This window comes from Stenotrophomonas beteli, from assembly GCF_001431665.1.
In the GTDB taxonomy this organism is placed as follows: Bacteria; Pseudomonadota; Gammaproteobacteria; order Xanthomonadales; family Xanthomonadaceae; genus Stenotrophomonas; species Stenotrophomonas beteli.
Window position 1 is genome coordinate 74,294 of record NZ_LLXV01000027.1, and the last position, 21,384, is coordinate 95,677.

At 67.5% G+C, this 21,384-nt stretch carries 19 protein-coding genes; 14 read left to right on the forward strand and 5 right to left on the reverse strand.

The window, feature by feature from the left end:
- Window positions 1-64 precede the first annotated feature (64 nt).
- Window positions 65-1,123 (reverse strand): lipid A deacylase LpxR family protein, encoded by a 1,059-nt coding sequence (locus ARC23_RS07010; protein ID WP_080393039.1) that lies wholly within the window; start codon window positions 1,121-1,123, stop codon window positions 65-67.
- Window positions 1,124-1,474: 351 nt separating this feature from the next.
- Here ARC23_RS07010 and ARC23_RS07015 point away from each other — a divergent pair, with 351 nt between their 5' ends.
- The 7 genes from ARC23_RS07015 (at window position 1,475) to gnd (ending at window position 8,900) form a co-directional block, all read left to right on the forward strand.
- A complete protein-coding gene (locus ARC23_RS07015) occupies window positions 1,475-1,753 on the forward strand; it encodes a YbeD family protein (protein WP_005411067.1) in 279 nt (92 codons plus the stop codon).
- Window positions 1,741-2,451 (forward strand): lipoyl(octanoyl) transferase LipB, encoded by a 711-nt coding sequence (lipB, locus tag ARC23_RS07020; RefSeq protein ID WP_057496581.1) that lies wholly within the window; start codon window positions 1,741-1,743, stop codon window positions 2,449-2,451. Before ARC23_RS07015 ends, lipB begins: the two co-directional genes overlap by 13 nt.
- An 18-nt stretch (window positions 2,452-2,469) precedes the next feature.
- Window positions 2,470-3,480 (forward strand): lipoyl synthase, encoded by a 1,011-nt coding sequence (lipA, locus tag ARC23_RS07025; protein WP_057496582.1) that lies wholly within the window; start codon window positions 2,470-2,472, stop codon window positions 3,478-3,480.
- A gap of 234 nt (window positions 3,481-3,714) precedes the next feature.
- Window positions 3,715-5,892 carry a carboxy terminal-processing peptidase gene (locus ARC23_RS07030; protein ID WP_057496583.1) on the forward strand — a complete coding sequence of 726 codons (2,178 nt, stop codon included), beginning with the start codon at window positions 3,715-3,717 and terminating at the stop codon, window positions 5,890-5,892.
- Between the two features lie 245 nt (window positions 5,893-6,137).
- A complete protein-coding gene (locus ARC23_RS07035) occupies window positions 6,138-6,725 on the forward strand; it encodes a DUF2242 domain-containing protein (protein ID WP_057496584.1) in 588 nt (195 codons plus the stop codon).
- 17 nt (window positions 6,726-6,742) lie between these two features.
- The gene (locus ARC23_RS07040) at window positions 6,743-7,984 is read left to right on the forward strand and encodes a hypothetical protein (RefSeq protein ID WP_057496585.1); all 1,242 of its coding nucleotides are present in this window, start codon (window positions 6,743-6,745) and stop codon (window positions 7,982-7,984) included.
- A gap of 10 nt (window positions 7,985-7,994) precedes the next feature.
- Window positions 7,995-8,900 carry a phosphogluconate dehydrogenase (NAD(+)-dependent, decarboxylating) gene (gene gnd / locus ARC23_RS07045; RefSeq protein ID WP_057496586.1) on the forward strand — a complete coding sequence of 302 codons (906 nt, stop codon included), beginning with the start codon at window positions 7,995-7,997 and terminating at the stop codon, window positions 8,898-8,900.
- Between the two features lie 499 nt (window positions 8,901-9,399).
- Here gnd and ARC23_RS07050 read toward each other — a convergent pair whose 3' ends face one another.
- Entirely contained in the window at window positions 9,400-10,443 is a 1,044-nt protein-coding gene (locus tag ARC23_RS07050; RefSeq protein WP_057496587.1) for an oxidoreductase, read from the reverse strand.
- Window positions 10,444-10,613: 170 nt separating this feature from the next.
- Between ARC23_RS07050 and ARC23_RS07055 the strand changes: the two genes are divergently transcribed.
- The 4 genes from ARC23_RS07055 to ARC23_RS07070 all read left to right on the forward strand — a co-directional run bounded on the left by ARC23_RS07055 (window position 10,614) and on the right by ARC23_RS07070 (window position 15,001).
- Window positions 10,614-10,997 (forward strand): BON domain-containing protein, encoded by a 384-nt coding sequence (locus ARC23_RS07055; RefSeq protein WP_057496588.1) that lies wholly within the window; start codon window positions 10,614-10,616, stop codon window positions 10,995-10,997.
- A 233-nt stretch (window positions 10,998-11,230) separates the two neighbouring features.
- Window positions 11,231-13,048, forward strand: coding sequence for a sensor histidine kinase (locus ARC23_RS07060; RefSeq protein ID WP_057496589.1), 1,818 nt, complete (start codon window positions 11,231-11,233; stop codon window positions 13,046-13,048).
- A complete protein-coding gene (locus tag ARC23_RS07065; protein ID WP_057496590.1) occupies window positions 13,045-13,485 on the forward strand; it encodes a response regulator in 441 nt (146 codons plus the stop codon). Before ARC23_RS07060 ends, ARC23_RS07065 begins: the two co-directional genes overlap by 4 nt.
- A 4-nt stretch (window positions 13,486-13,489) precedes the next feature.
- Complete coding sequence (locus ARC23_RS07070; protein ID WP_057496591.1) at window positions 13,490-15,001, forward strand: ATP-binding protein; 1,512 nt, start codon at window positions 13,490-13,492, stop codon at window positions 14,999-15,001.
- A gap of 80 nt (window positions 15,002-15,081) precedes the next feature.
- Here ARC23_RS07070 and ARC23_RS07075 read toward each other — a convergent pair whose 3' ends face one another.
- Window positions 15,082-15,822, reverse strand: coding sequence for a 20S proteasome subunit A/B (locus ARC23_RS07075; protein ID WP_057496592.1), 741 nt, complete (start codon window positions 15,820-15,822; stop codon window positions 15,082-15,084).
- 95 nt (window positions 15,823-15,917) lie between these two features.
- Here ARC23_RS07075 and folK point away from each other — a divergent pair, with 95 nt between their 5' ends.
- Entirely contained in the window at window positions 15,918-16,403 is a 486-nt protein-coding gene (folK, locus tag ARC23_RS07080) for a 2-amino-4-hydroxy-6-hydroxymethyldihydropteridine diphosphokinase (protein ID WP_057496593.1), read from the forward strand.
- A gap of 74 nt (window positions 16,404-16,477) precedes the next feature.
- Here the strand turns inward: folK and ARC23_RS07085 are convergent, their stop codons facing one another.
- Window positions 16,478-17,215, reverse strand: coding sequence for a pteridine reductase (locus ARC23_RS07085; RefSeq protein WP_057496594.1), 738 nt, complete (start codon window positions 17,213-17,215; stop codon window positions 16,478-16,480).
- Window positions 17,216-17,274: 59 nt separating this feature from the next.
- Between ARC23_RS07085 and ARC23_RS07090 the strand changes: the two genes are divergently transcribed.
- Window positions 17,275-18,459, forward strand: coding sequence for a class I SAM-dependent methyltransferase (locus ARC23_RS07090; protein WP_057496595.1), 1,185 nt, complete (start codon window positions 17,275-17,277; stop codon window positions 18,457-18,459).
- Window positions 18,456-18,848, forward strand: a complete 393-nt coding sequence (locus tag ARC23_RS07095) for a VanZ family protein (RefSeq protein WP_057496596.1) — start codon at window positions 18,456-18,458, stop codon at window positions 18,846-18,848. Before ARC23_RS07090 ends, ARC23_RS07095 begins: the two co-directional genes overlap by 4 nt.
- Window positions 18,849-18,994: 146 nt before the next feature.
- Here ARC23_RS07095 and ARC23_RS07100 read toward each other — a convergent pair whose 3' ends face one another.
- Window positions 18,995-21,352 (reverse strand): family 20 glycosylhydrolase, encoded by a 2,358-nt coding sequence (locus ARC23_RS07100; protein WP_057496597.1) that lies wholly within the window; start codon window positions 21,350-21,352, stop codon window positions 18,995-18,997.
- Window positions 21,353-21,384 lie beyond the last annotated feature (32 nt).

Genomic DNA, 21,384 nt, shown 5'->3' on the forward strand with positions numbered 1-21,384 from the left:
GAGTCAAGCCATGCTCGACTGAGGGTGAATGCAGTCGAGCATGGCTCGACTCTACGAACGGCGCCTACAGCGAGCGGCTGATGGTGAAGCTGCCGAACACCGGCGACTGGCGCTGGCCATCGAACTCGCGGGTGCTGTGGTAGCGCGCCATCGCGAATTTCCAGCGTCCCCGCATCACGGCGATGCCGTAGCCGGCCTGGGCGACCACATGGCGCTTGTCCACGCTGTGGCTGCTGCGGAAGGTGTTGCCGTCCAGCGTGATATCGCGGATCACCCACGCCGCATCGGTGGTGGCAAACAGGTGCCAGGACCAGCCACTGGGACGGCCGCCGCGCGTAGGCGCGGTGTTCTCGCCGGCCGGCCGCAGCGGCGTGCTGCCGAAGTCGTCGGGCAGCTTCCAGCCGAAGCGCACTTCGCCGCCGGCATTGGCCTTGGTTTCCAGGTTGCCGATCGAGCCGCCGTAGTGGCTGATCGCGTCCCAGCCCCAGCCGCCGGCGTTGGTGCTGGCATCGGCCGGCCAGCGGCGCATGCGCTCGTGGGTCAGCATGAACACCGGTTCGTTGTGCAGCTGGTTGTCCCAGCCTTCGAACTTCTTGTCACCCAGCAGGTTGTGCACCGCATCCTGCACCTGCTTGCCCTGCGCCCACGGCCCGACCACGCCCAGCGCCAGCTGGGTGGTCTGCAGGCGGTCGCCGCTGCGCGCGTTGAAACCGAAGCTGGCCAGCAGCACGCCGGCATACGGGCGATCCTCCTCGATCAGATCGCGCCGGGCCGGGTCGGTCGGGGTGAAGATGCCCTGGCCGATGCTGAAGATCATGTTCTGCTGCTCGAACCTGCCCGGGTGCAGGCCTTCCAGGTACTGGTTCACCCAGCGCGCCATGCGTGGCAGGCAGGGGTCGTCGGTGTAGTCGACCAGGTTCGGCGAGACCAGGGTCAGCTGCGCGCCGTTGGTATAGCCCTGGTCCTGGTGGCGGCCACCGAACAGGTCGTTGTCGACGCGGAAATTGATCTGCGGCGGGTGGTCGCGCATGGCGTCCGGGCCACACTGTTCGGCCGCCTGGGCGGCCAGGGGGAGGGCAGAGGCCAGCAGGCCGGCCAGCCCGAGGGCTGCGACACTACGCATGGATGGAATGCTCATGGGGAAGGGGGCGGTTTTCTGTCGTTTTCTGCAACGCTACGGTACTCGTGCCCGCGCGTCGGAACGAGCGCGTTCGGATCACTTGTCTGTTCCGAAAACAACATTGTCCGGCGCACACAATTTGTTACCCGCGTACGCGCTGCGGTCCTGGGGTGAAGGCGGCCGCAGGCCGTCTTTGCGCCGCCGGGACCGTGCGCGGCAGAAGATTGCAGTCAGCTGCCGTTGGGCTTTCGGCCCGCGCCTCCGGGTCACCTGCAACGCAGCAGCCCGCAGGTGCCGCCTTTGACTTTGATGAATACTCTTGGGTTTGTTGCCCTGCGGCCCGATAATGGGGCCATGGAAATCAAGTCCGACAACCCCGACCACGGCTTCCAGTTCCCCGGCCAGTTCGAGCTCAGCGCCATGGGCCCGGCCAACCGCGGCCTGGAACATGAGCTCCCCCGCCTGCTGCTGGCCGCCGGCATCGATGTCGTCAACGAACGCATCAGCTGGAAGCACTCGTCCAACGGCAAGTACGTGTCCGTCCGCATCGTGTTCAAGGCCGAGAGCCGCGAACAGTACGACCTGGCCCACCAGGCGCTGCGCGACCACCCGGAAGTGAAGTGGACGCTGTAGCCGGCAGCTGCCCGGCCGACGCCGCCCCGGAAGACCGCGCGCCGCGCCCGGCCGTGGTCCGTGACCTCGGCCGCCAGCCGTACGAGCCGGTGTGGCGCGCGATGCAGCGCTTCACCGACCAGCGCAGCGACACCGATGCCGACGAACTGTGGGTGGTCGAGCACGATCCGGTGTTCACCCTGGGCCAGGCCGGCAAGGATGAACACGTGCTGGCGCCGGGCGATATCCCGGTGCTGCATGTGGACCGTGGCGGCCAGGTGACCTACCACGGCCCTGGCCAGATCGTGGTCTACCCGCTGCTGCGCCTGCCGCGGCTGGGCATTGGTGTGCGCGACTACGTGTGCCGCATCGAACAGGCCCTCATCGATACCCTGGGCGAGTGGAACATCGGCGCCGAACGCCGCGAGGGCGCCCCGGGCGTCTATGTCGGCGGCGCCAAGATCGCTGCGCTCGGCATCCGCGTGCGCCGCGGCTGCACCTTCCATGGCCTGGCCTTCAATGTGTCGATGGACCTGGAACCCTTCCACCGCATCAACCCCTGTGGCTACCAGGGGTTGCAGGTGACCTCGGTGGTAGACTTGGGCGGGCCCTCCGGGATGGAGGCCGTCAAGCCGGTGCTGCTGGACCACCTGGCCCGCCAGTTCGGCCTGCTGCTGCAGCACACGCCGGAACTGCCTGATCTTTCTGCGGCCGCCTGACCGCCCCCCGGAACTGCCATGACTGAAACCACCGCCCGTTCCATTCCCCTGCAGATCGTGCAGGGCGACTCTCCGTCCGCCGCGCCGTTGCAGGCCGGGGTCAAGCAGCTGGGCGGTGACAAGATCAACCGCTCGCCGGTGCAGTTCGCCGACGCGCCGGTGTTGCGCAAGCCGTCCTGGATCCGCGTGCGCATTCCGTCGGGCAATGCCGTGCAGAACCTGAAGGCCAAGCTGCGCGAGAACCGCCTGGTGACCGTGTGCGAGGAAGCCAGCTGCCCGAACATCCACGAGTGCTTCGGCCACGGCACCGCCACCTTCATGATCCTCGGCGAAGTCTGCACGCGCCGCTGCTCGTTCTGCGACGTGGCCCACGGCCGCCCGAAGCCGCCCGATGCCAACGAACCGGCCAGCCTCGGCCAGACCGTGGCTGACATGGGCCTGAAGTACGTGGTGGTGACCAGCGTCGACCGCGATGACCTGCGCGACGGCGGTGCCCAGCACTTCGTCGACTGCATCACCGCCATCCGCGAGAAGTCGCCGGGCACCCGCATCGAAGTACTGACCCCGGACTTCCGCGGCAAGGGCCGCATGGAGCGTGCGCTGGAGATCCTGGCGCAGAACCCGCCGGATGTGTTCAACCACAACATCGAAACCGTGCCGGACCTGTACCGCAACGTGCGCCCGGGCGCGGACTACCAGTGGTCGCTGAACCTGCTGAAGAACTTCAAGGCACAGCACCCGGACGTGCCGACCAAGAGCGGCATCATGCTGGGCCTGGGCGAAGATTTCGAGCAGATCAAGGCGACAATGCGTGATCTGCGCGCGCACGACGTGGACATGATCACCATCGGCCAGTACCTGCAGCCGACCGCGCACCACCACCCGGTGTTGAAGTACTGGACCCCGGATGACTACAAGGCGCTGGAAGACTACGGCTACGCGCTGGGCTTCAGCCACGTGGCCTCTGGCCCGATGGTGCGCTCGTCGTACCACGCCGACGTGCAGGCCAAGGGCGCCGGCGTCCGGTAAGCGGTTGCCGCCGGGCCATGGCCCGGCGCTGCCAATGGGTGTCACCACCATTCTGGTGGGTGCGGACCGTTGGTCCGCACGCCTTCGCCTGCATTCACAATTTGCTACACCGGCCCGGCTAGGCTGGTTTTCCACCGAGCGCGGCCGGATGACAAACCCGGCAACTTTCGGCACTGTCGTGGTGTCTGAACACCCCGCAGTCTCCCCTTTGGCAAGGCGCCTTCGAGCACGTCAATGAAATTCAAAGCCCCCGCATTCCTGTTGGCCCTGGCGCTGGTTGCCCCGCTGGCGCTGGCGGCCAAGGCCGACTCGCCCGCATTGCCCGCGGCGGCGACCGCCGATCAGGTCACGACCTCCAAGCTGGTCTACGGCCTGCTGTCCGACAGCCGCTACGCCTACCGCCCGCGCGCGCTGGACGAGGCCACGTCCAAGGACGTGTTCAAGCGCTACCTGGAGACGCTGGACGGCGGCAAGCAGTACTTCACCCAGGCCGACGTGGCACGTTTCGCACCGTTTGAAGCCAACATCGCCTCGGCCATCCGCGGCGGCGAGCTGGAACCGTCGTTCCAGGTGTTCGCCGTCTACAAGCAGCGCGTCGGCGAGCGTGTGGCCTACGCGCGCAAGCTGCTCAAGCAGGAGCCGGACTTCACCACCGACGAGCGCTTCGAATACGACCGCAAGAAGGTGCCGTGGGCGGCCAGCAGTGCCGAGCTGGACGAGCTGTGGCGCAAGTCGGTCAAGAACGATTGGCTGCGCCTGAAGCTGGCCGGCAAGAAGCCCGATGACATCCGCAAGACGCTGGACAAGCGCTATGCGACGCTGGAGAAGTCGGTCAATGAACTGAAGGGCGAGGACGTCTTCCAGTTCTTCATGAACGCCTACACCAGCGCGGTCGATCCGCATACCGATTACTTCACCCCGCGCACTGCCGAGAACTTCAACCAAGCGATGTCGCTGTCGCTGGAAGGCATCGGTGCGCAGCTGCAGCGCCAGGACGACATGGTGGTGATCCGCGAGATCATCGCCGGCGGTCCGGCCGCGGTGGACGGCACGCTGAAGCCGGGTGACCGCATCGTCGGCGTGGGCCAGGGCAAGTCCGGCCTGGTCGAGGATGTGATCGGCTGGCGCATCGATGACGTCGTGGCCAAGATCCGCGGTGCCAAGGATACCCAGGTCAAGCTGGAGTTCATCCCGGCCGCCGAGGGCGTGGATGGCAAGCACCACACGCTGGTGCTGACCCGCCAGAAGGTGCGCCTGGCCGAACAGGCCGCCAAGGGCGAGACCATGACCATTCCGGCCGCCAATGGCGAACCGGCGCGCAAGGTCGGCGTGATCAAGCTGCCGACCTTCTACCAGGACTTCGAAGGCCGTCGCCGCAATGCGGCCGACTATGCCTCGGCCACCCGCGACGTGGCCAAGCTGCTGGCCGGCTTCAAGAACGACAAGCTGGACGGCGTGGTGCTGGACCTGCGCAACAACGGGGGTGGTTCGCTGGATGAGGCGATCGAACTGACCGGCCTGTTCATCGAGCAGGGCCCGGTGGTGCAGGTGCGCGAGTCCGGTGGCCGCGTCACCGTCAACAGCGACCGCAACCAGGGCGTGGCGTGGGACGGCCCGTTGGCCGTGCTGATCAATCGTGGTTCGGCGTCGGCCTCGGAAATTTTCGCTGGCGCCATCCAGGACTACGGCCGTGGCCTGGTGATCGGTGAGACCAGCTTCGGCAAGGGCACTGTGCAGAACATCGTCGACCTCGACCGTTGGCCGAGTGGCGAGACCCAGCGCTTTGGCCAGGTGAAGCTGACCATCGCCCAGTTCTTCCGTATCAGCGGCAGCAGCACCCAGCACAAGGGCGTAGTACCGGACCTGGCTTTCCCGGCCAGCGTCGATGCCACCGAGTTCGGTGAAAGCACCTACGACAACGCGCTGCCGTGGACCCGCATCGCTGCCGTGCCGCACACCCAGTACGGCAACTTCGCGCCGCTGCTGCCGAAGCTGGAAAGCCGCCACGGCGCGCGTATCGCCACCGACAAGGAATTCCAGTGGTGGAACGAGGATGTGGAGCAGTTCCGCACCGAAGCGGCGAAGAAGTACATCTCGTTGAATGAAGCCACCCGCCGCGCCGAGCGTGAGCGCCAGGACAGCCAGCGCAAGGAGCGCCAGCTGCAGCGCAAGGAACTGGGCCTGGCCCTGGATCCGCTGGCCGATGACAGCAGCGATGACGGCCTGACCGGCAACGAGCGCGACATCGTCAAGGACGCCGCGCGCGAGAAGGCCGCCGAGAAGCGTCCGGACCCGCTGCTGCGTGAGTCGGCCTCGATCCTGGCCGATGCAGTGAACCTGCTGGAGGCTGATCGCCCGCTGTCGGCGCAGGTGCTGCCGCAGTCCACCGGCGCCGGTCGCTGGGCCGACTGAGCGGCTCGACAAGCGAGAGACCCGAGGGGCCGGCCTGGCCGGCCCTTCGTCTTCCTGGGGACGTCCATCCCGGTAGCGTCGGCCCATGCCCGGCCAGCGGCGTGCCACGAACGACTTGATCCCCCTCCGTCCCCTTTTCAGTGCATGAACCGGCAGCAACCGGTGGGCCCCGGTGGCGCCGGTTTCGACCTGCCGCACACGGGCGCAGGGCTACCCTTGGCGGTACCGTCCTCGCAGGAGTACCCATGCGGGCCTCCCGTCTTTCCAGCGTTGCCGTAGCGCTTTCCAGCGCCCTGATCCTGTCGGCCTGTGGTGGTCGTGCCGCCGAAAGCACCGTCCTGCGCGAGTCGTTTGATTCGGGCGATACCTTCTCGCGCACGGTCGATGGTCGCCCCGGCGAGGCCTGCGAGGCAGCACGCCGCACCCTGCTCAGCCAGGGCTATGCCATCGCCCGCGCCGACGACACCCAGGTGGAGGGGAACAAGAACTTCCAGCCACGCGAAGATGATCACGAGCAGCTGGTGCTGCGCATCTCCTGCGCGCCGCGCGGCAACCAGGCGCTGGTGTTCGTCAGTGCGGTGCAGGACCGTTACGCCCTGAAGAAGAGCCCGACCTCGGCCAGTGTCGGCGTCGGTGCGCTGGGTTCGGTATCGCTGCCGTTCGGCAGCAATGACGACTCGCTGGTGAAGGTGGCCAGCAGTACGGTCACCGATGCCGAATTCTATCGGCGCTTCTTCCAGCGCCTGCAGCAGTACCTGCCGGGCGAAGCAGGCACGCCGCCATCGCCACCGCCGGCCCCTGAACCCGCACCGGCGGCCACGGGCCAGGGTTGAGAGTGCGTGGCAGGTGGATGGGCCTGGCCCTGCTGCTGGTGATGCCTGCGCTGGGCAATGCGGCCACACCCGTGGGCTGCACCCAGGGGCTGCTGCAGCGGTTGGGCTGGCGCTTCGACGCGGCACAGACGCCAGCGCCGCAGGTGCACGCGGGCCCGGTGTGCACGCGCGCGTCGCTGGCCGAGGCGCAGGCCGCCGGCGATCTTCAGGTGCGGTGGCCGGCGGCGTTGCCGGCCGGTGAGCGCCAGGCGCTGCTGCAGGCGCTGCTGGACGATCCGGCGACGGTCTGCGCCTATGCCTTCGAACTGGGCGCGGCCACCCGCCGTGCAACGGCCGCATTGCAGGGCAATCCAGACTTCCGCTTCTCCGGGCTGCAGCTGGGGTGGATCGGTTTTGGCATGCAGGGCGCGCCTTCGCAGGGCTGGCAGCGCACACGCAGTTTCGGTCGTGGCTTCGTGCCCAGTGCCGGCAACAGCCAAGCGCTGCAGGCCTTCTACAGCGGTTCGGTGCGTGCCGAATGCGGTGTCGGCCGCCAGGTCGCGCAGCTGGCCACCCAGCGCGAGCTGTATGGCGATGCTGCCTTCGATACGGAGTTCGCTGCGGATGAGCTGTCGATCGGTACCTTCCTGGCGCTGCACGATACCGACAGCATCCTGCTCGGCGCGCATGCCGGCGACTTCTTTGCCGATGGCAAGGCGGTGCGCACTTCGGCGATGGGCCGGCAGGCCTTCGTCGGTGTTCCCGGCTTCATCGAGCATGTGTACGACAAGGGCAGCCTGGATGACCTGAGCAACCAGGCCGAGAACTTCGTCGTGGTCGAGGTGGGCGAGGGTGCCGCGCAGGCACTGGCCCTGCGTGGTGGCCTGGCCTGGTACGACCGGCGCAATGTGGAGCTGTGGACGCTGGCGCAACGCATCCCGCGCGTGGGCCGGCGCTACTTTGAACGCTTGCTGTTCGAGCGCGATCCCGGCCTGCGCGCGGCACTGGCGCCACGCCATCGCGACACGCTGGCCCGCATGGACCAGCTGCTGGACGATCCGTTCTACCAGCAGTTCGTGATCTATGTGCATCCACGCGGTATACGTCCCATCGGCTACCACGTCGCCCGCCTGCTCGATCGCAACCCGCGTACGCCGTTTTCGATCGACCTGGCGGTGCACAATCTGCATACCACGCTCTACCGGCGTTGGCGCGAGGCGCAGCTGCGCCACTGCGCGGCTACCGGCAGGCCAGGCAGCCTGACCCTAGACCCCAACTGAAGGTGAAACAATGGATATTGCAATGATCGGCCTCGGCCGCATGGGTGCCAACATGGCCCAGCGCCTGCATCGCGGCGGCCACCGCGTGGTCGGCTACGACCCGGGCGAAGGTGCCCGCCAGCGCGCCGCCGAGGCCGGCCTGGAGGTGGTGGATTCGCTGGCCGCCGCCGTGGCCGCGCTGCCGGCGCCGCGCGTGGTGTGGCTGATGGTGCCGGCCGGCGAGACCGTCGACCAGACCCTGGGCCAGCTGACCCCGCACCTGGCCGAAGGTGACATCGTCATCGACGGCGGCAACTCCAACTACCAGGACTCGATCCGCCGCGCCAAGGCGCTGGCCGAAGACGATCTGGGCTACGTGGACTGCGGCACCAGCGGTGGCGTATGGGGCCTGCAGGAAGGCTACAGCCTGATGGTCGGTGGCGAAGCAACGGTGGTGGAGCAGATCGCGCCTTTGCTGCGCACGCTGGCACCGGCCGAGGATCGCGGCTGGGCCCGTGTCGGACCGTCTGGCGCCGGCCACTTCACCAAGATGGTCCACAACGGCATCGAGTACGGAATGATGCAGGCCTATGCCGAAGGCTTTGCACTGATGGAACGCAAGCAGGAGATGGAGCTGGACCTGGCGCAGGTGGCCGAGGTGTGGCGTCACGGCAGCGTGGTGCGTTCGTGGCTGCTGGACCTGAGCACCGAAGCGCTCAAGCGCAATCCGTCGCTGGAGGGCATTGCGCCGTACGTGGAGGATTCCGGTGAAGGCCGCTGGACGGTGGCCGAAGCCATCGCGCTGGACGTACCGGCACCGGTGATCACCCTGTCGCTGCTGGAACGCCTGCGCTCGCGTGAATCCAATTCGTTCACCGACCGCCTGCTGTCGGCGATGCGCAACGAGTTCGGCGGCCACGCGATCAAGACGTCGTAAGCACTGCGGTGGGGTCAGTGCCCTGCGGCGTTGCCGAAGGGATCCGACCCCAGGCAGATCGGGGTCGGATCCCTTCCCGCAGGAAAGGGCTCTGACCCATGCAGCCAGTCGAGCATGGCTCGACGCTACAAAAGCCTTCTCCGGTCATTGCCACGTCATCCACGCATGGCGTGGATGTGTCGACCAAGGTCGACACCTACCGTCGGGCGCGGATGACTGTCGAAGGCGGGGTGGGTCCGGTTGCGGGGGTGTCCGCGGCATGGATGCCACGGCCAAGCCCCCAAGGGTGAGGGCGCTTTGCTTGCGAAGCACTGCTTCGCAAGCGTCCGAACGCACAGCCGCCAGCGGCTGGGCGGGACCGCGGAGCGGGGTTTACGGCGTCCCCCGCAACCGGACCCCCCGCCATCTCGCGGATAGCCGGCTTTTGCTGTTGCTGTTGAGGTTGCCGGCCAGCGGCCGGCACTACCGTTTCTGCGGGTGCAGGGCGCAGCCCTGCCGATCACCCCAACGCGATCCGCCGTCCTTCGCGCGCACTTTCCATGCCGGCCTGCAGCAACCGCATCAGCTGCAGCGCCTGCATCGCGCTGACCGTGGGCTCGCCGTCGCCATGCATCGCCGCTGCGAACTGCGCGTACAGCCGCCGGTAGTCGCCAGGTAGATTGTCGACCGTCGTGCGCTGCATGTTGTCTTCGGCGTCGCAGCGCACCAGCTCGCCATGCCGCGGGTCGATGCCCCAGCCCGGCGCGCCGGGTGCCACGCCGCGGCGCAGCTGCGCCTCCTGCACGTCCAGGCCATGCTTGACCCAGCTGGCCTTGCTGCCATGCACGCTGAAGTGCGGCGTCTGTGCCGCCACCAGCGAACCGGAATGCACGATCGCGCGATGCCGTGGGTAGTGCAGCACCGCGTGGAAGTAGTCGATGCCGCTGCCGCCTTCGCGCTGCACGGCCAGATCCGCGTCGATCGCCTCGGGCCAGCCGAACAGCACCAGCATCTGATCCAGCAGATGCGGGCCCAGGTCATACCACAGGCCGCTGCCGGGACCCTGCTGCTCGCGCCAGCGGTCGCGCACCTGCGGCCGGTAACGGTCGAAGTGCGCATGGCACTCGGCCACGTCGCCCAGCACGCCATCAGCCAGCAGCGCCTGCAGGGTCAGGAAGTCGGCATCGAAGCGACGGTTCTGGAACACGGTGGCAATGCGCCCGGCATCGCGGGCGGCAGCCAGCACCGAGTCCGCTTCGGCGGCATCGAGCGCGAACGGTTTGTCGACCAGCACGTGCTTGCCCGCCGCCAGTGCCGCGATCGCCAGCGGTGCGTGCTGCTCGTTCGGCGTAGCGATCACCACCGCGTCCACGGCGGGGTCGTCGAACACTTCCTGCGGTGTGGCGCGCACGTGCACGTCGCTGAACGCGCGCAGCAGCGTGTCGCGTTGCGAACTGACGATGCTGTGCAGCACCAGGCCCGGCGTGTGCTGGATCAATGGAGCATGGAACACACGGCCGGCAAGGCCGTAGCCGATCAGGGCCAGATGCAGGTCGGGGCGCATGGCAGGGCTCCGGCAGTGGGAAGGGCAGGGTAAACGACCGGCGGTGGCAGGCCAAAACTGAACGGTTGCCGTTGCAGGCGCGCCGATTCACGGCGGCATGACCGTGGCGCCACGCCTGCCACACATGCACCTGTCCAGACTGGCAGCACATCCCAAAGGAGTACGACACGATGAGCAATTCCACCCGTACGCTGATTGCTTCGGCCCTGACCGTGGGCCTGGCGCTGTCTTCCTCCGCCGCATTCGCCAAGGACCCGGCCGCCAAGAGCCCGCCGACCAGCACGCATCCGGCGACCCATGCCGATCGCCACGACTCCAATGAACCGGTGACCGACAGCTGGATCACCACCAAGGTGAAGGCGGACCTGCTGGCCAGCAGCAACGTGCCGGGCACCGAAATCAAGGTGGAAACGGTCAATGGCGTGGTCAGCCTCAGTGGCGCGGTGGCCACCCAGGCCGAGAAGGACAAGGCGGTCACCACTGCCAAGGGCATCAAGGGCGTGACCCGTGTCGACGCCGCTGCACTGAAGGTCAGCGCCGCGGCCAAGCGCTGAACCCGGCGGGCGCCCCCGCCAGGGGCACCCGTTGAGCTGTAGGGCCGGGTCCATGTTCGGCTGGAACTCCAAGGCAGCCGAGCACGGGCTCGGCTCTACAGGTCTGACGACTGCGATCCCGTTCAGCCAGCCTGGCTGGAACGCCCAGAGTTGTGATCGCCTGCGCTATATTGCCGGTTCCGCCGCCGTCGGGTTCGTCCCGACCCACCCTGCGGCCCGGCTGACGAGGAACCATGGCGCTGGTTTTCAGTGATGACATCTGGGACCGCTGGCGGTTGCCCGCCCTGGCGCTGGCGGCCGCGGCGATCATCGTGGTGCCGTGGTTGACCCTGCGTAAACTGCAGCAGGACAGCGAAGAGGCGATGGCCTGGGTGAACCACACCCAGGCGGTGGGCGTGGCCCTGCAGCAACTGCAAGCGGACGTTCGCGATGTCGAGTCGGCAGCGCTGACCCTGTCCAAGGGCATCGATGCGCCGGGCCTGCGCGAACGCATGGCCAAGGCCAACGAGATTCCCGAGCGGCTGGCCGAACTGGGCCGGATGACGCGCGACAATCCCGACCAGCTGATCCGCATTGGCCGCATCCAATCCATGCTGGACGGCCGGCTGGCGGTGGCGCGCGAACTGGCGCGGTCCGAGCCGGACAGCGACCAGCGCGCGCTGGTGCAGGACCTGAGCACGCGTTATCCGATCCGTGGCCTGGTCGAAGAACTGCAGGCCAGCGAGCAGGCGCTGCTGACGGCGCGCGCCGAGCAGGCCGCTCGCCAGCGCAAGCAGACCGAACTGGTGTCGTGGAGTTCGCTGGTGGTGCAGCTGGCGCTGCTGGGGCTGGTGCTGTGGCTGCTGCAGCGGCAGATCGGCCGCCGCCTGCACGCCGAACGGCAGTCGCTGCGCTCGGCCGCGCGCGCCGCCTCGGTGTTGCAGACCGTGCGCGAGCCGATCGTGCTGCTCGACCGTGACCTGCGCGTGCAGCTGCACAACCCGGCCTTCGCCGAGCTGTATGGGCTGCACGACGAGCGTGCCGATGGCCTGCTGCTGGAAACCGTCGGTGATGGCGCGTGGAAAGATCCCGTGATGCGCCAGCGACTGTCCGATGTGCTGTTGCGCGGCCGCGAACTGTGGGACTTCGAGCATGAACAGCGCGCCGCCGATGGCATGGTGCGCTACATGCTGCTCAACGCGCGGCGCATGCCGCTGCCGGACACCGACGATGAAGTGGTGTTGCTCACGGTCAGCGACGTCACCGTGCAGCGTGCCGTGCAGCTGCGGGTGGAGGAACTGAACCGCCAGCTGGAAGGCAAGGTCGCGCAGGTATCCGAGGTCAACCGCGAGCTGGAAGCCTTCAGCTATTCAGTCTCGCACGACCTACGCGCACCGCTGCGTCACGTGGCCGGATTCTCCGACAAGCTGTCGCGCCACCTTGGCGATGCTGCCGATGACAAGAGCCGCCACTACCTGGAGGTGATCTCCAGTTCCGCCCGTCGCATGGCGGCGCTGATCGACGACCTGCTGGTCTATTCGCGCCTGGGCCGCGCGGCGATGCGCCAGCAGGCCGTGGACATGCAGTCGCTGGTGGCCGATACCCGCGCCATGCTCGATGCCAACCTGCAGGCCGAGGCCGAGAACAGCGGCCATGCGCACCACGTGGAGTGGAGCATCGCGCCGCTGCCGATCGTGGTGGGCGATGAGAACATGATCCGCCAGGTCTGGCTGAACCTGCTCGGCAACGCGGTGAAGTACTCGGGCAACCGCGAACCGGCGAGAATCCGCGTGGACTACCAGCCGCAGCCTGACGGCGGTCATCAGTTCACGGTCAGCGACAATGGTGCAGGCTTTGACATGGCCTACGCCGGCAAGCTGTTTGGTGTCTTCCAGCGCCTGCACAAGGCCAGCGACTACCCGGGTACCGGCATCGGCCTGGCCAGCGTGCGCCGCGTGCTGACCCGCCATGGCGGCCGCATCTGGGCCGAGGCCGAACCGGACGTCGGCGCCACCTTCCACTTCTACCTGCCTCCCGCCACTGATGCGGATAAACAAGGGCCTTCTGCATGACCACTCTGCGCACCATCCTGCTCGCCGAAGACAGCGCGGCCGATGCCGAAATGGCGATCGACGCCCTGGAAGAGGCGCGCCTGGCCAACCCCATCGTGCACGTCGAAGACGGCGTGGAAGTGATGGACTACCTGCTGCGCCGTGGCGCCTTCGCCAACCGCGAGGAAGGGCTGCCAGCGGTACTGCTGCTGGACATCAAGATGCCGCGCATGGATGGCCTGGAAGTGCTGCGGCAGATCCGCGAGCACGATGAACTCAAGCGCCTGCCGGTGGTGATCCTGTCGTCCTCACGCGAGGAAAGCGATCTGGCCCGCAGCTGGGACATGGGCGTGAATGCCTACGTGGTCAAGCCGGTAGACGTGGACCAGTTCTTCGGCGCGGTGCAGACCCTGGGCAAGTTCTGGGCGTTGATCAACCAGGCACCGGAACTCGAGTGAGCCCATGCCCTTGACCGGTCCCGCCCTGGGGGCGCTGCGCATCCTGCTGGTGGAAGATTCCCCGGAAGATGCCGAGCTGATGTCCGAACAGATGCTCGACGCGGGCCTGGACGCCCGTTTCGAGCGCGTGGAGAGCGAGGCAGAGCTGCGCCGGGCGCTGACCGCGTTCCAGCCGGACATCGTGCTGTCCGACCTGAGCATGCCGGGCTTCTCCGGTGACGATGCGCTGCGCATCGTGCGCGAGACCTCGCCGGACGTGCCCTTCATCTTCGTCTCCGGCACCATGGGTGAGGAGAACGCGGTGGCGGCGCTGCAGAAGGGCGCCAACGACTACATCATCAAGCACCAGCCGGCGCGTCTGCCTTCGGCGGTGGCGCGCGCGATCCGCGATGCGCGCAGTACCGTGGAACGCGCGCGGGTGGAAACCGAACTGATGCGTGCACAACGGCTGGAAAGCCTGTCGCTGCTTGCCGCCGGGCTCAGCCATGACCTGCGCAACATCCTGCAGCCGCTGCTGATCATGCCGGACCTGCTGAAGGCACGCACCGATGATCCGCAGCTGCATCATCTGGCCGATGTCATCGCCGAGTGCGGGCGCCGTGGCCACGAAATGGCCGAATCGATGCTGTCGTTCGTGCGCGGTTCGCGCAAGCCGAGCGAACGCATCGAGATCGACGGCCTGTTCGACGCGGTGGCGCTGCTGTTGCGCAGCAACGTGCCCGACGCGGTGCGCCTGGAACTGCAGGTGCAGGATGAAGGCCTGGTGGTCGATGCCAACTACACCGAGCTGCAGCAGGTGATGTTGAACCTGGCACTCAACGCGATCCAGGCCATGCCCAACGGGGGCCGCCTGAGCCTGACCGCCAACCACGCCGGCCATCGCGATGGGGTGGACTGGATGTGCATCCGCGTGGCCGATGAAGGCATCGGCATGGACGCGGACACGCTCTCGCACCTGTTCAACCCGTTCTTCACCACCAAGGCCGACGGCACCGGCCTGGGCCTGATTTCCTGCAAGCGCATCGTCGAAGGTGCCGGTGGCAGCATCCACGTCAGCAGCGCGTTGGGGCAGGGCACAACGTTCGAGCTGCGCCTGCCGATGCATGAAAGCACCGATGCCGGTGAGCCGGTCGAGCAGCTGGTGGCGCTGGGTAGTGGCCAGTCGATCCTGGTGGTCGATGGCGAAGCCACGCGCCTGTCGCTGCTGGGCAATGCACTGTCCAGCCAGGGCTACCAGCTGCAGCTGGCGTCCGACGGCCCCGCCGCGCTGCGCTGGATGCAGCAGGAAGCGCTGCCGGCGCTGGTGATTGCCGACGCCGGCTCCAAGCTGCTGCCCGCCAGCCAGCTGCTGGGCGAGATGGCCACGCTGGGCTATCGCGGCCCGGCGCTGGTGCTTGAGGACGCTGCGGTGGCGGTGCCTGCCGATGCCTTCCCGCCCGGTGTGGAGGTGCACGTGCTGCGCAAGCCGCTGCAGATGCAGCAGGTGTTCCGCGCGGTGGCCGACGCGCTGGGCTGATGCGGCTGGGGTTCAGTAGAGCCGAGCCCGTGCTCGGCTGCTGTTCGCATTGATCCCGACAGCCGAGCATGGGCTCGGCTCTACAGAGAAGATTCCCAGGGGAAGCGCGGCAGGGCGTCCACCGCCTGCTCCAGCCGCCGTGACCAGTTCTGGTGGATATCGGCATACAGTGCCGAATCCGCGCCCAGCCGCAGCTGTTGCCCGATGCGCAGTTCACCGTCGCGCAGCAGTGCCAGATCGATCGGCAAGCCCACCGACAGGTTGGAGCGGATGGTGGAGTCCAGCGACACGATCGCGGTGCGCGCGGCATCTTCAAGGCGCGTGGCCGGGCTGAGGATGCGATCCAGGATCGGCTTGCCGTACTTGGATTCGCCGATCTGCAGGTAGGGCGTTTCCGGCGACGCGGCGATGGCGTTGCCAAGCGGATAGATCATGTACAGCCCGGGCCGCTCGCCGGCGATCTGGCCGCCGAAGATCAGCGTGGCCTGGGTGTTGACCCCGTCATGGCCGTGTTCGCCGTGGCTGCTGTGCACCTGGCTGTCCACCAGCAGCTGGCCGACGTACTCGGCGGCCTCGAACAGGTGGGTCATGTCGCGCAGGTTGGGCGTGCGCCGTTCATCGGCATCGCGCCCCAGGCGCGACACCAGCAGCTGGGTGGTGGCCAGGTTGCCAGCCGCCATCAGCACGTAGGCTGCCTGGCCGGGGTACTCGAACACGTGCAGCTTGCGATGCACGCGCACATCGTCCAGCGAGGCATTGGTCCGGGTATCGGCGGCGAAGACCAGGCCCTGGTCGACCTCGATTCCAACGCAATAGGTCATGTCGGTGCCCTATCATGTGCGTCCCGTAGTGTAGGCAGGCCGCCGTGATGACGGCATGCCCACGTCCTCCCCCAGAACGCCGCCACCGGAATCGCATGACCACCGTGCTCCTGAGCCTGGGCAGCAACGTCCAGCCCCGCCGCTACCTCCACGCTGCGGTGACGGCCCTGCGCGAGCGCTTCGGCGCGCTGCAGGTATCGCCGGCCTACCGTACCGCCGCGGTCGGCTTCGAGGGCCCGGCCTTCCTCAACAATGCGGTGGCGATCGACACCGACCTGCCGCTGCAGGAACTGGACGACTGGCTGCATGCGCTGGAAGACGCGCACGGCCGCGATCGCAGCGGGCCGCGCTTCTCCGACCGGACACTGGACATCGACGTGGTGTTCTACGGCGACCTGGTGGTGGAAGGACCCGGCCACCTGCGCATTCCGCGCCCGGAGCTGAAGCATGCCTTCGTGCTGAAGCCGCTGGCCGACATCGCCCCGGGCTTCATCGATCCGGTCAGCGGGCTCGACCTGGCCACGCTGTGGCGGGCGCACGCGCAGTATGGCGAGGCGTTCGAGGTGGTTGACCTGGACTGATGGTGGGTGACGGGGTCAATTCCTTTTCCCGGCGGGAAAAGGGATCTGACCCCGTTGTGGATCCCGGCAACATCTCAGCTGACCGTACGCCCGCCATCCACGCGCAGGATATGGCCGGTGACGAAACTGGCTTCGGCCACCAGCCAGTAGACCGCTTCGGCGATCTCCTCGACCGTGCCGATCCGCGCCAGCGGCGTGCGTGCCAGCAGCGCCTCGCGGGCGAAATCGTCCTTGCCCTGTTCCGGCCACAGGATCGCCCCCGGCGCCACCGCATTCACCCGCACCTTTGGCGCCAGCTCCAGCGCCAGCGAACGCGTGGCCATTTCCAGCGCGGCCTTGGCCATGGTGTAGGCGATGTGGTCGCGCATCGGGTCGGTGCCGTGCAGGTCGGTCAGGTTGACGATGCAGCCTTGCTGGCGGCGCAGATAGGGCGCGGCAGCCTGGGACAGGAGCAGCGGTGCGCGCGCGTTGACCGCATACAGCGCGTCCATCGCCTCGGCGGTCACCTGGCCAAGCGGCGTGGGGAAGAAGTTGGAGGCATTATTCACCAGCGCGTCCAGGCGGCCGAAGTGGCTGACGGCCTGTTCGACCAGGTCGGGCAGGGCGTCGGCGTCACGCAGGTCGGCCTGCAGGGCCAGCACGCTGCCGGGGCGCACGTTGTCGAAATCGAATGCGGCCTGCTGCAGTTCGGCGCTGGAGGTGTTGGCGTGCAGCACCACCGACCAGCCACAGGCGTGGAACTGGCGGGCAATGGCCGCGCCGATCCGGCGTGCGCTGCCGGTGATCAGGACCACGGGGTGGGTGTCGCTCATCGAGGGTCCTCCAAGGCTCGGCTATCCTGTGCACCATTGTCACCGCATTCGAAGACGCCATGCAGCCCACCTTCCCCCTGCCCGAAGCCGATGCCCTGGCCCACAGCGACCAGCTGGCCGCCGCCCTGCGCGCCGAAATCCTTGCACAGGGCGGGGCGATGCCGTTCTCGCGCTTCATGGAGCTGTGCCTGTATACCCCGGGCTGGGGCTATTACAGCGCCGGTGCCAGCAAGTTCGGTGGCAGCGGCGACTTCACTACCGCGCCCGAGCTCGGCAGCCTGTTCGCCGGCAGTGTGGCCAATGCGCTGGCGCCTGTGTTCGCCCAGCTGGGTGCACAGGCGCGGATGCTGGAACTGGGCGGTGGTACCGGCGCCTTCGCCGAAGCGGTGCTGCTGCGCCTGGCTGAGCTGGAGGCGCTGCCGTCGCGCTACGCCATCCTCGAACCCAGCGCCGACCTGCGCGAGCGCCAGCAGCAGCGCCTGCAGCAGAACCTGCCGGCCGAGCTGGCTGCGCGCGTGGACTGGATCGACCGCCCGTTCGAAGACGACTGGGAAGGGGTGGTGTTTGCCAACGAAGTGATCGACGCGCTGCCGACCCCGCGCTTCCTGATCCGCGATGGCGAGGTGTATGAGGAAACCGTCGAGCTGGATGCCGAAGGCAACTTCATCCGTGGCGCGCAGCCGGCCGACATCCTGCTCAACGGCGCGGTGCGCCATATCGAGCGTTATCTGGAAAAGCCCTTCGCCGAGGGTTATCGCTCCGAGGTGCTGCCGCAGCTGCCGTACTGGCTGCAGGCGGTGGCCGGTGGCCTGCAGCGCGGCGCGATGCTGTTCATCGACTACGGCTACAACCGCGGCGAGTTCTACCAGCCTGATCGCGACGATGGCACCGTGCGGGCGTTCTATCGCCACCACGTGCACAACGACGTGCATCGCTGGCCGGGCCTGCAGGACATCACCGCCTCGGTGGATTTCACCGCGATGGCCGAGGCGGGCATGCACGGTGGTTTCGAGCTGGCCGGTTACTGCAGTCAAGCCAGTTTCCTGCTCGGCAACGGCCTGGACCAGGTGCTGCTGCTGGCCGAAGAGCGTACCGATGAGGTCGGTCGCATCCAGCTGCGTGACCAGGTGAAGAAGCTGACCCTGCCGACCGAGATGGGCGAGCGCTTCCAGGCCATCGGCCTGCAGCGTGGTGTCGATTTCGAACCGGCGTTCGAACTGGGCGACCTGAGCTGGCGCCTGTGAGCAGTGCGTTGCCGCTGATCAAGCCGCTGCGGCGGCCGCGGTTGTGGACTGCGCTGTGGGTCACCGCAGTGCTGCTGGTGATCGTGGCCTGCCTGATCCCGCCGCCGCCGATTCCGTTGCCGGAAAACAGCGACAAGGGCGAGCACTTTCTTGCTTACTTCATTCTGGCGGGCAGTGCGGTACAGCTGTTCCGGCGCGGACGCCCGCTGCTGTGGGTAGGCGTGGGCCTGGTGCTGATGGGGGTCGGCATCGAGTTCGCGCAGGGGGCATTGACCGATGACCGCATGGCCGATCCGATGGACGCCATCGCCAACACGGTGGGCGTGCTGGCGGGCATGGGCACGGCACTGACCCCGATGCGTGACCTGCTGCTGCGCTGGCGCGGGTAAGGGTTTCCGTAGCGCCGAGCCCATGCTCGGCTTCCACCCGAAAGGCGGCCGAGCACGGGCTCGGCTCTACAGTAGATCCACGCCATGCGTGGATGAGCTGCCCGAGGTGCCGACCAAGGTCGGCACCCGCCAGGACAGGCCTGCTGTCATTTCCCCAGCGTGACCTCATCCAGCACCCACATCGCCGGGCGCGTGTCGCCGGTGAAGTTGATGCACAGGTCAGCGGTGCCCTGCGTCCCCTTCGGCAGCGCCGCACGCAGCGTCACGAAGCCATCGGCATCCGGCGTGGCCGGCAGCGATGCTTCGGCCAGCACCTTGCCGCTGCAATCGCCGCGACGCACCTGCATTTCGCCATGCGCGCGCCTTGCTTTTTCGAAGCGACGCTTGGGCTCGTCATGGGCCAGCTGGAAGTAGTACGGAATGCGTCCCGCGCGGACTTCCACGCTGCCGATGCCGTCCAGCTGTGCCTGCGGCCAGCGCCAGCACGGCTGGAAGATGTCCACGTTGAACACGGCACGCGTTCCCTCGCGCGGGCCATCGTCTTCCAGGCGCAGCACCAGCCCCTTCTTGCCAACGCAGCTGAGCAGCTCATCGCTGCGCCGGCTGAGCAGCGACTGCGCGGTGAATGCCGCCACCGTCGGCTTCGCCGCCAGCATCTGGCCCTGGTAGAACGCGGCCGACTGCACGCTGGCGGGCGGCGTTGCAGTCAGCGGCTGCTGGTACAGCGGCGACTGCGCGGTCACCGGCTGGCCATCGGTGCTGTAGCGCACCTCATAACCCAGCGGATTGGCCAGTGACACGGTCACGGTGTTCTTCGCGCGATCGTCGGTGTAGTCCACGCCCACTTCGAACGGGGTCTGCGCATAGGCCAGGCTCCAGGCGCGGTAGCGCTGCAGCTGCGCCGGCAAGCGTGCGAGGAAATCGCGGAAGTCGCGATGTTCCGGCGTGCTCCAGCCGGTCTCGGCCACCGCGGCCAGGCGCGGGAACAGGTTGTGCTGCAGGCGCGCATAGGTGCGCGTGTGCTCGGTGAACATGTTGGCCTGCAGGCCGAGGATATGCTGGCGCTTGTCCGCGGCCAGTCCGGCCGGCACCGGCTCGAAGTTGTAGAGCTTGCCGAGGTTGACCTGGGTCGGGCGGCCCGGCGGTTCATTCGGCGAGGCCGTCTGCAGGTAATCCAGGTAGAGGTACCCCACCGGCGACATGATCACGTCGTGGCCGGCGCTGGCGGCGGCCAGGCCGCCTTCGGTGCCCTGCCACGACATCACCGTGGCCTGTGGCGGCAGGCCGCCTTCGAGGATTTCATCCCAGCCGATCAGGCGCCGGTCGTGCGCCTCCAGGAACGTTTCAAGGCGCTTGATGATGTGGCTCTGCATGGCCATCTCGTTCTTGATGCCCAGCGCACGCATGCGCTGCTGCACCTGCCGGGAGGCTTTCCACTGGTCCTTGACCGCCTCGTCGCCGCCCACGTGCACGTACCTGGCCGGGAACAGGTCGATCACTTCCTCCAGCACGTTTTCAAGGAAGGTGACGGTGCTGTCTTCCACGTTGAACAGGTTCGGGAACACGCCCCATTCGCTGATCGGCTGCAGCGGCGTATCGATGGTGCCCAGTTCCGGATACGCAGCAATCGCAGCGGTCGCGTGGCCTGGCACGTCGATTTCCGGGATCACCTGGATATGCAGCTTGGCGGCATAGGCGATCACTTCGCGGATCTGCTCCTGCGTATAGAAGCCACAGTACGGATGTTCCTTGCCAGTGGCCGGATCGATGCCGCCGTCACCGGCCGGCAGGCGGCAGCTGCCCACTTCGGTGAGCTTCGGATAGCGCTTGATCTCCATGCGCCAGCCCTGGTCATCGGTCAGGTGCCAATGGAAGGTGTTGAGCTTGTGCGCGGCCATCGCATCGAGCACGCGCTTGATCTCGTCCAGGCTCTGGAAATGCCGTGCCGAGTCGAGCATGAAGCCGCGCCAGCTGAAGCGCGGAGCGTCCTGGATCTGCACCGCCGGCAGCACGCCGTTACTGCCGCCGGTGGCGAGCTGGGCGAGGGTGGTTGCGCCATAGAACAGGCCGGCCTCGTTGCCGGCCTGTACCAGTACGCCCTGCGCGGTGCTTTCCAGCGTGTAGCTCTCGCCGCTGTCGCGGAACGTGGGCACGATCTGGAAGCGGATGCTGCCGGTCCTGGCCGCGGTCTTGCCCTTGGCCAGTGCCAGGCGCGGTCCGCCGCTGCGGGCCAGCAGGTCGGCGAACTGCCCGGCGGCGCGCTGCGCGGCTTCGCCTTCTGCATACAGCAAGGTATCGGCGCGCACGGTGATGCCGCTGCCCTGGCCGCGTTGCACGTTGGCTGGCGCGGGAATCAGCATCAGGCTGCCGGCGCGCAGCTGCGGGCCGGGGGCTTCAGCGGCAGGCGTGGGATCGGCGGCCAGGGCCGGCAGCGCCGGCAACAGGGCGAGCAGGCTGCCCAGCAGCACTGCGCTGCGCATCCGGGCGCGGGAAGGCTTGACCATCGGTACGACTCCTTGGAACGGTGCGATGAACG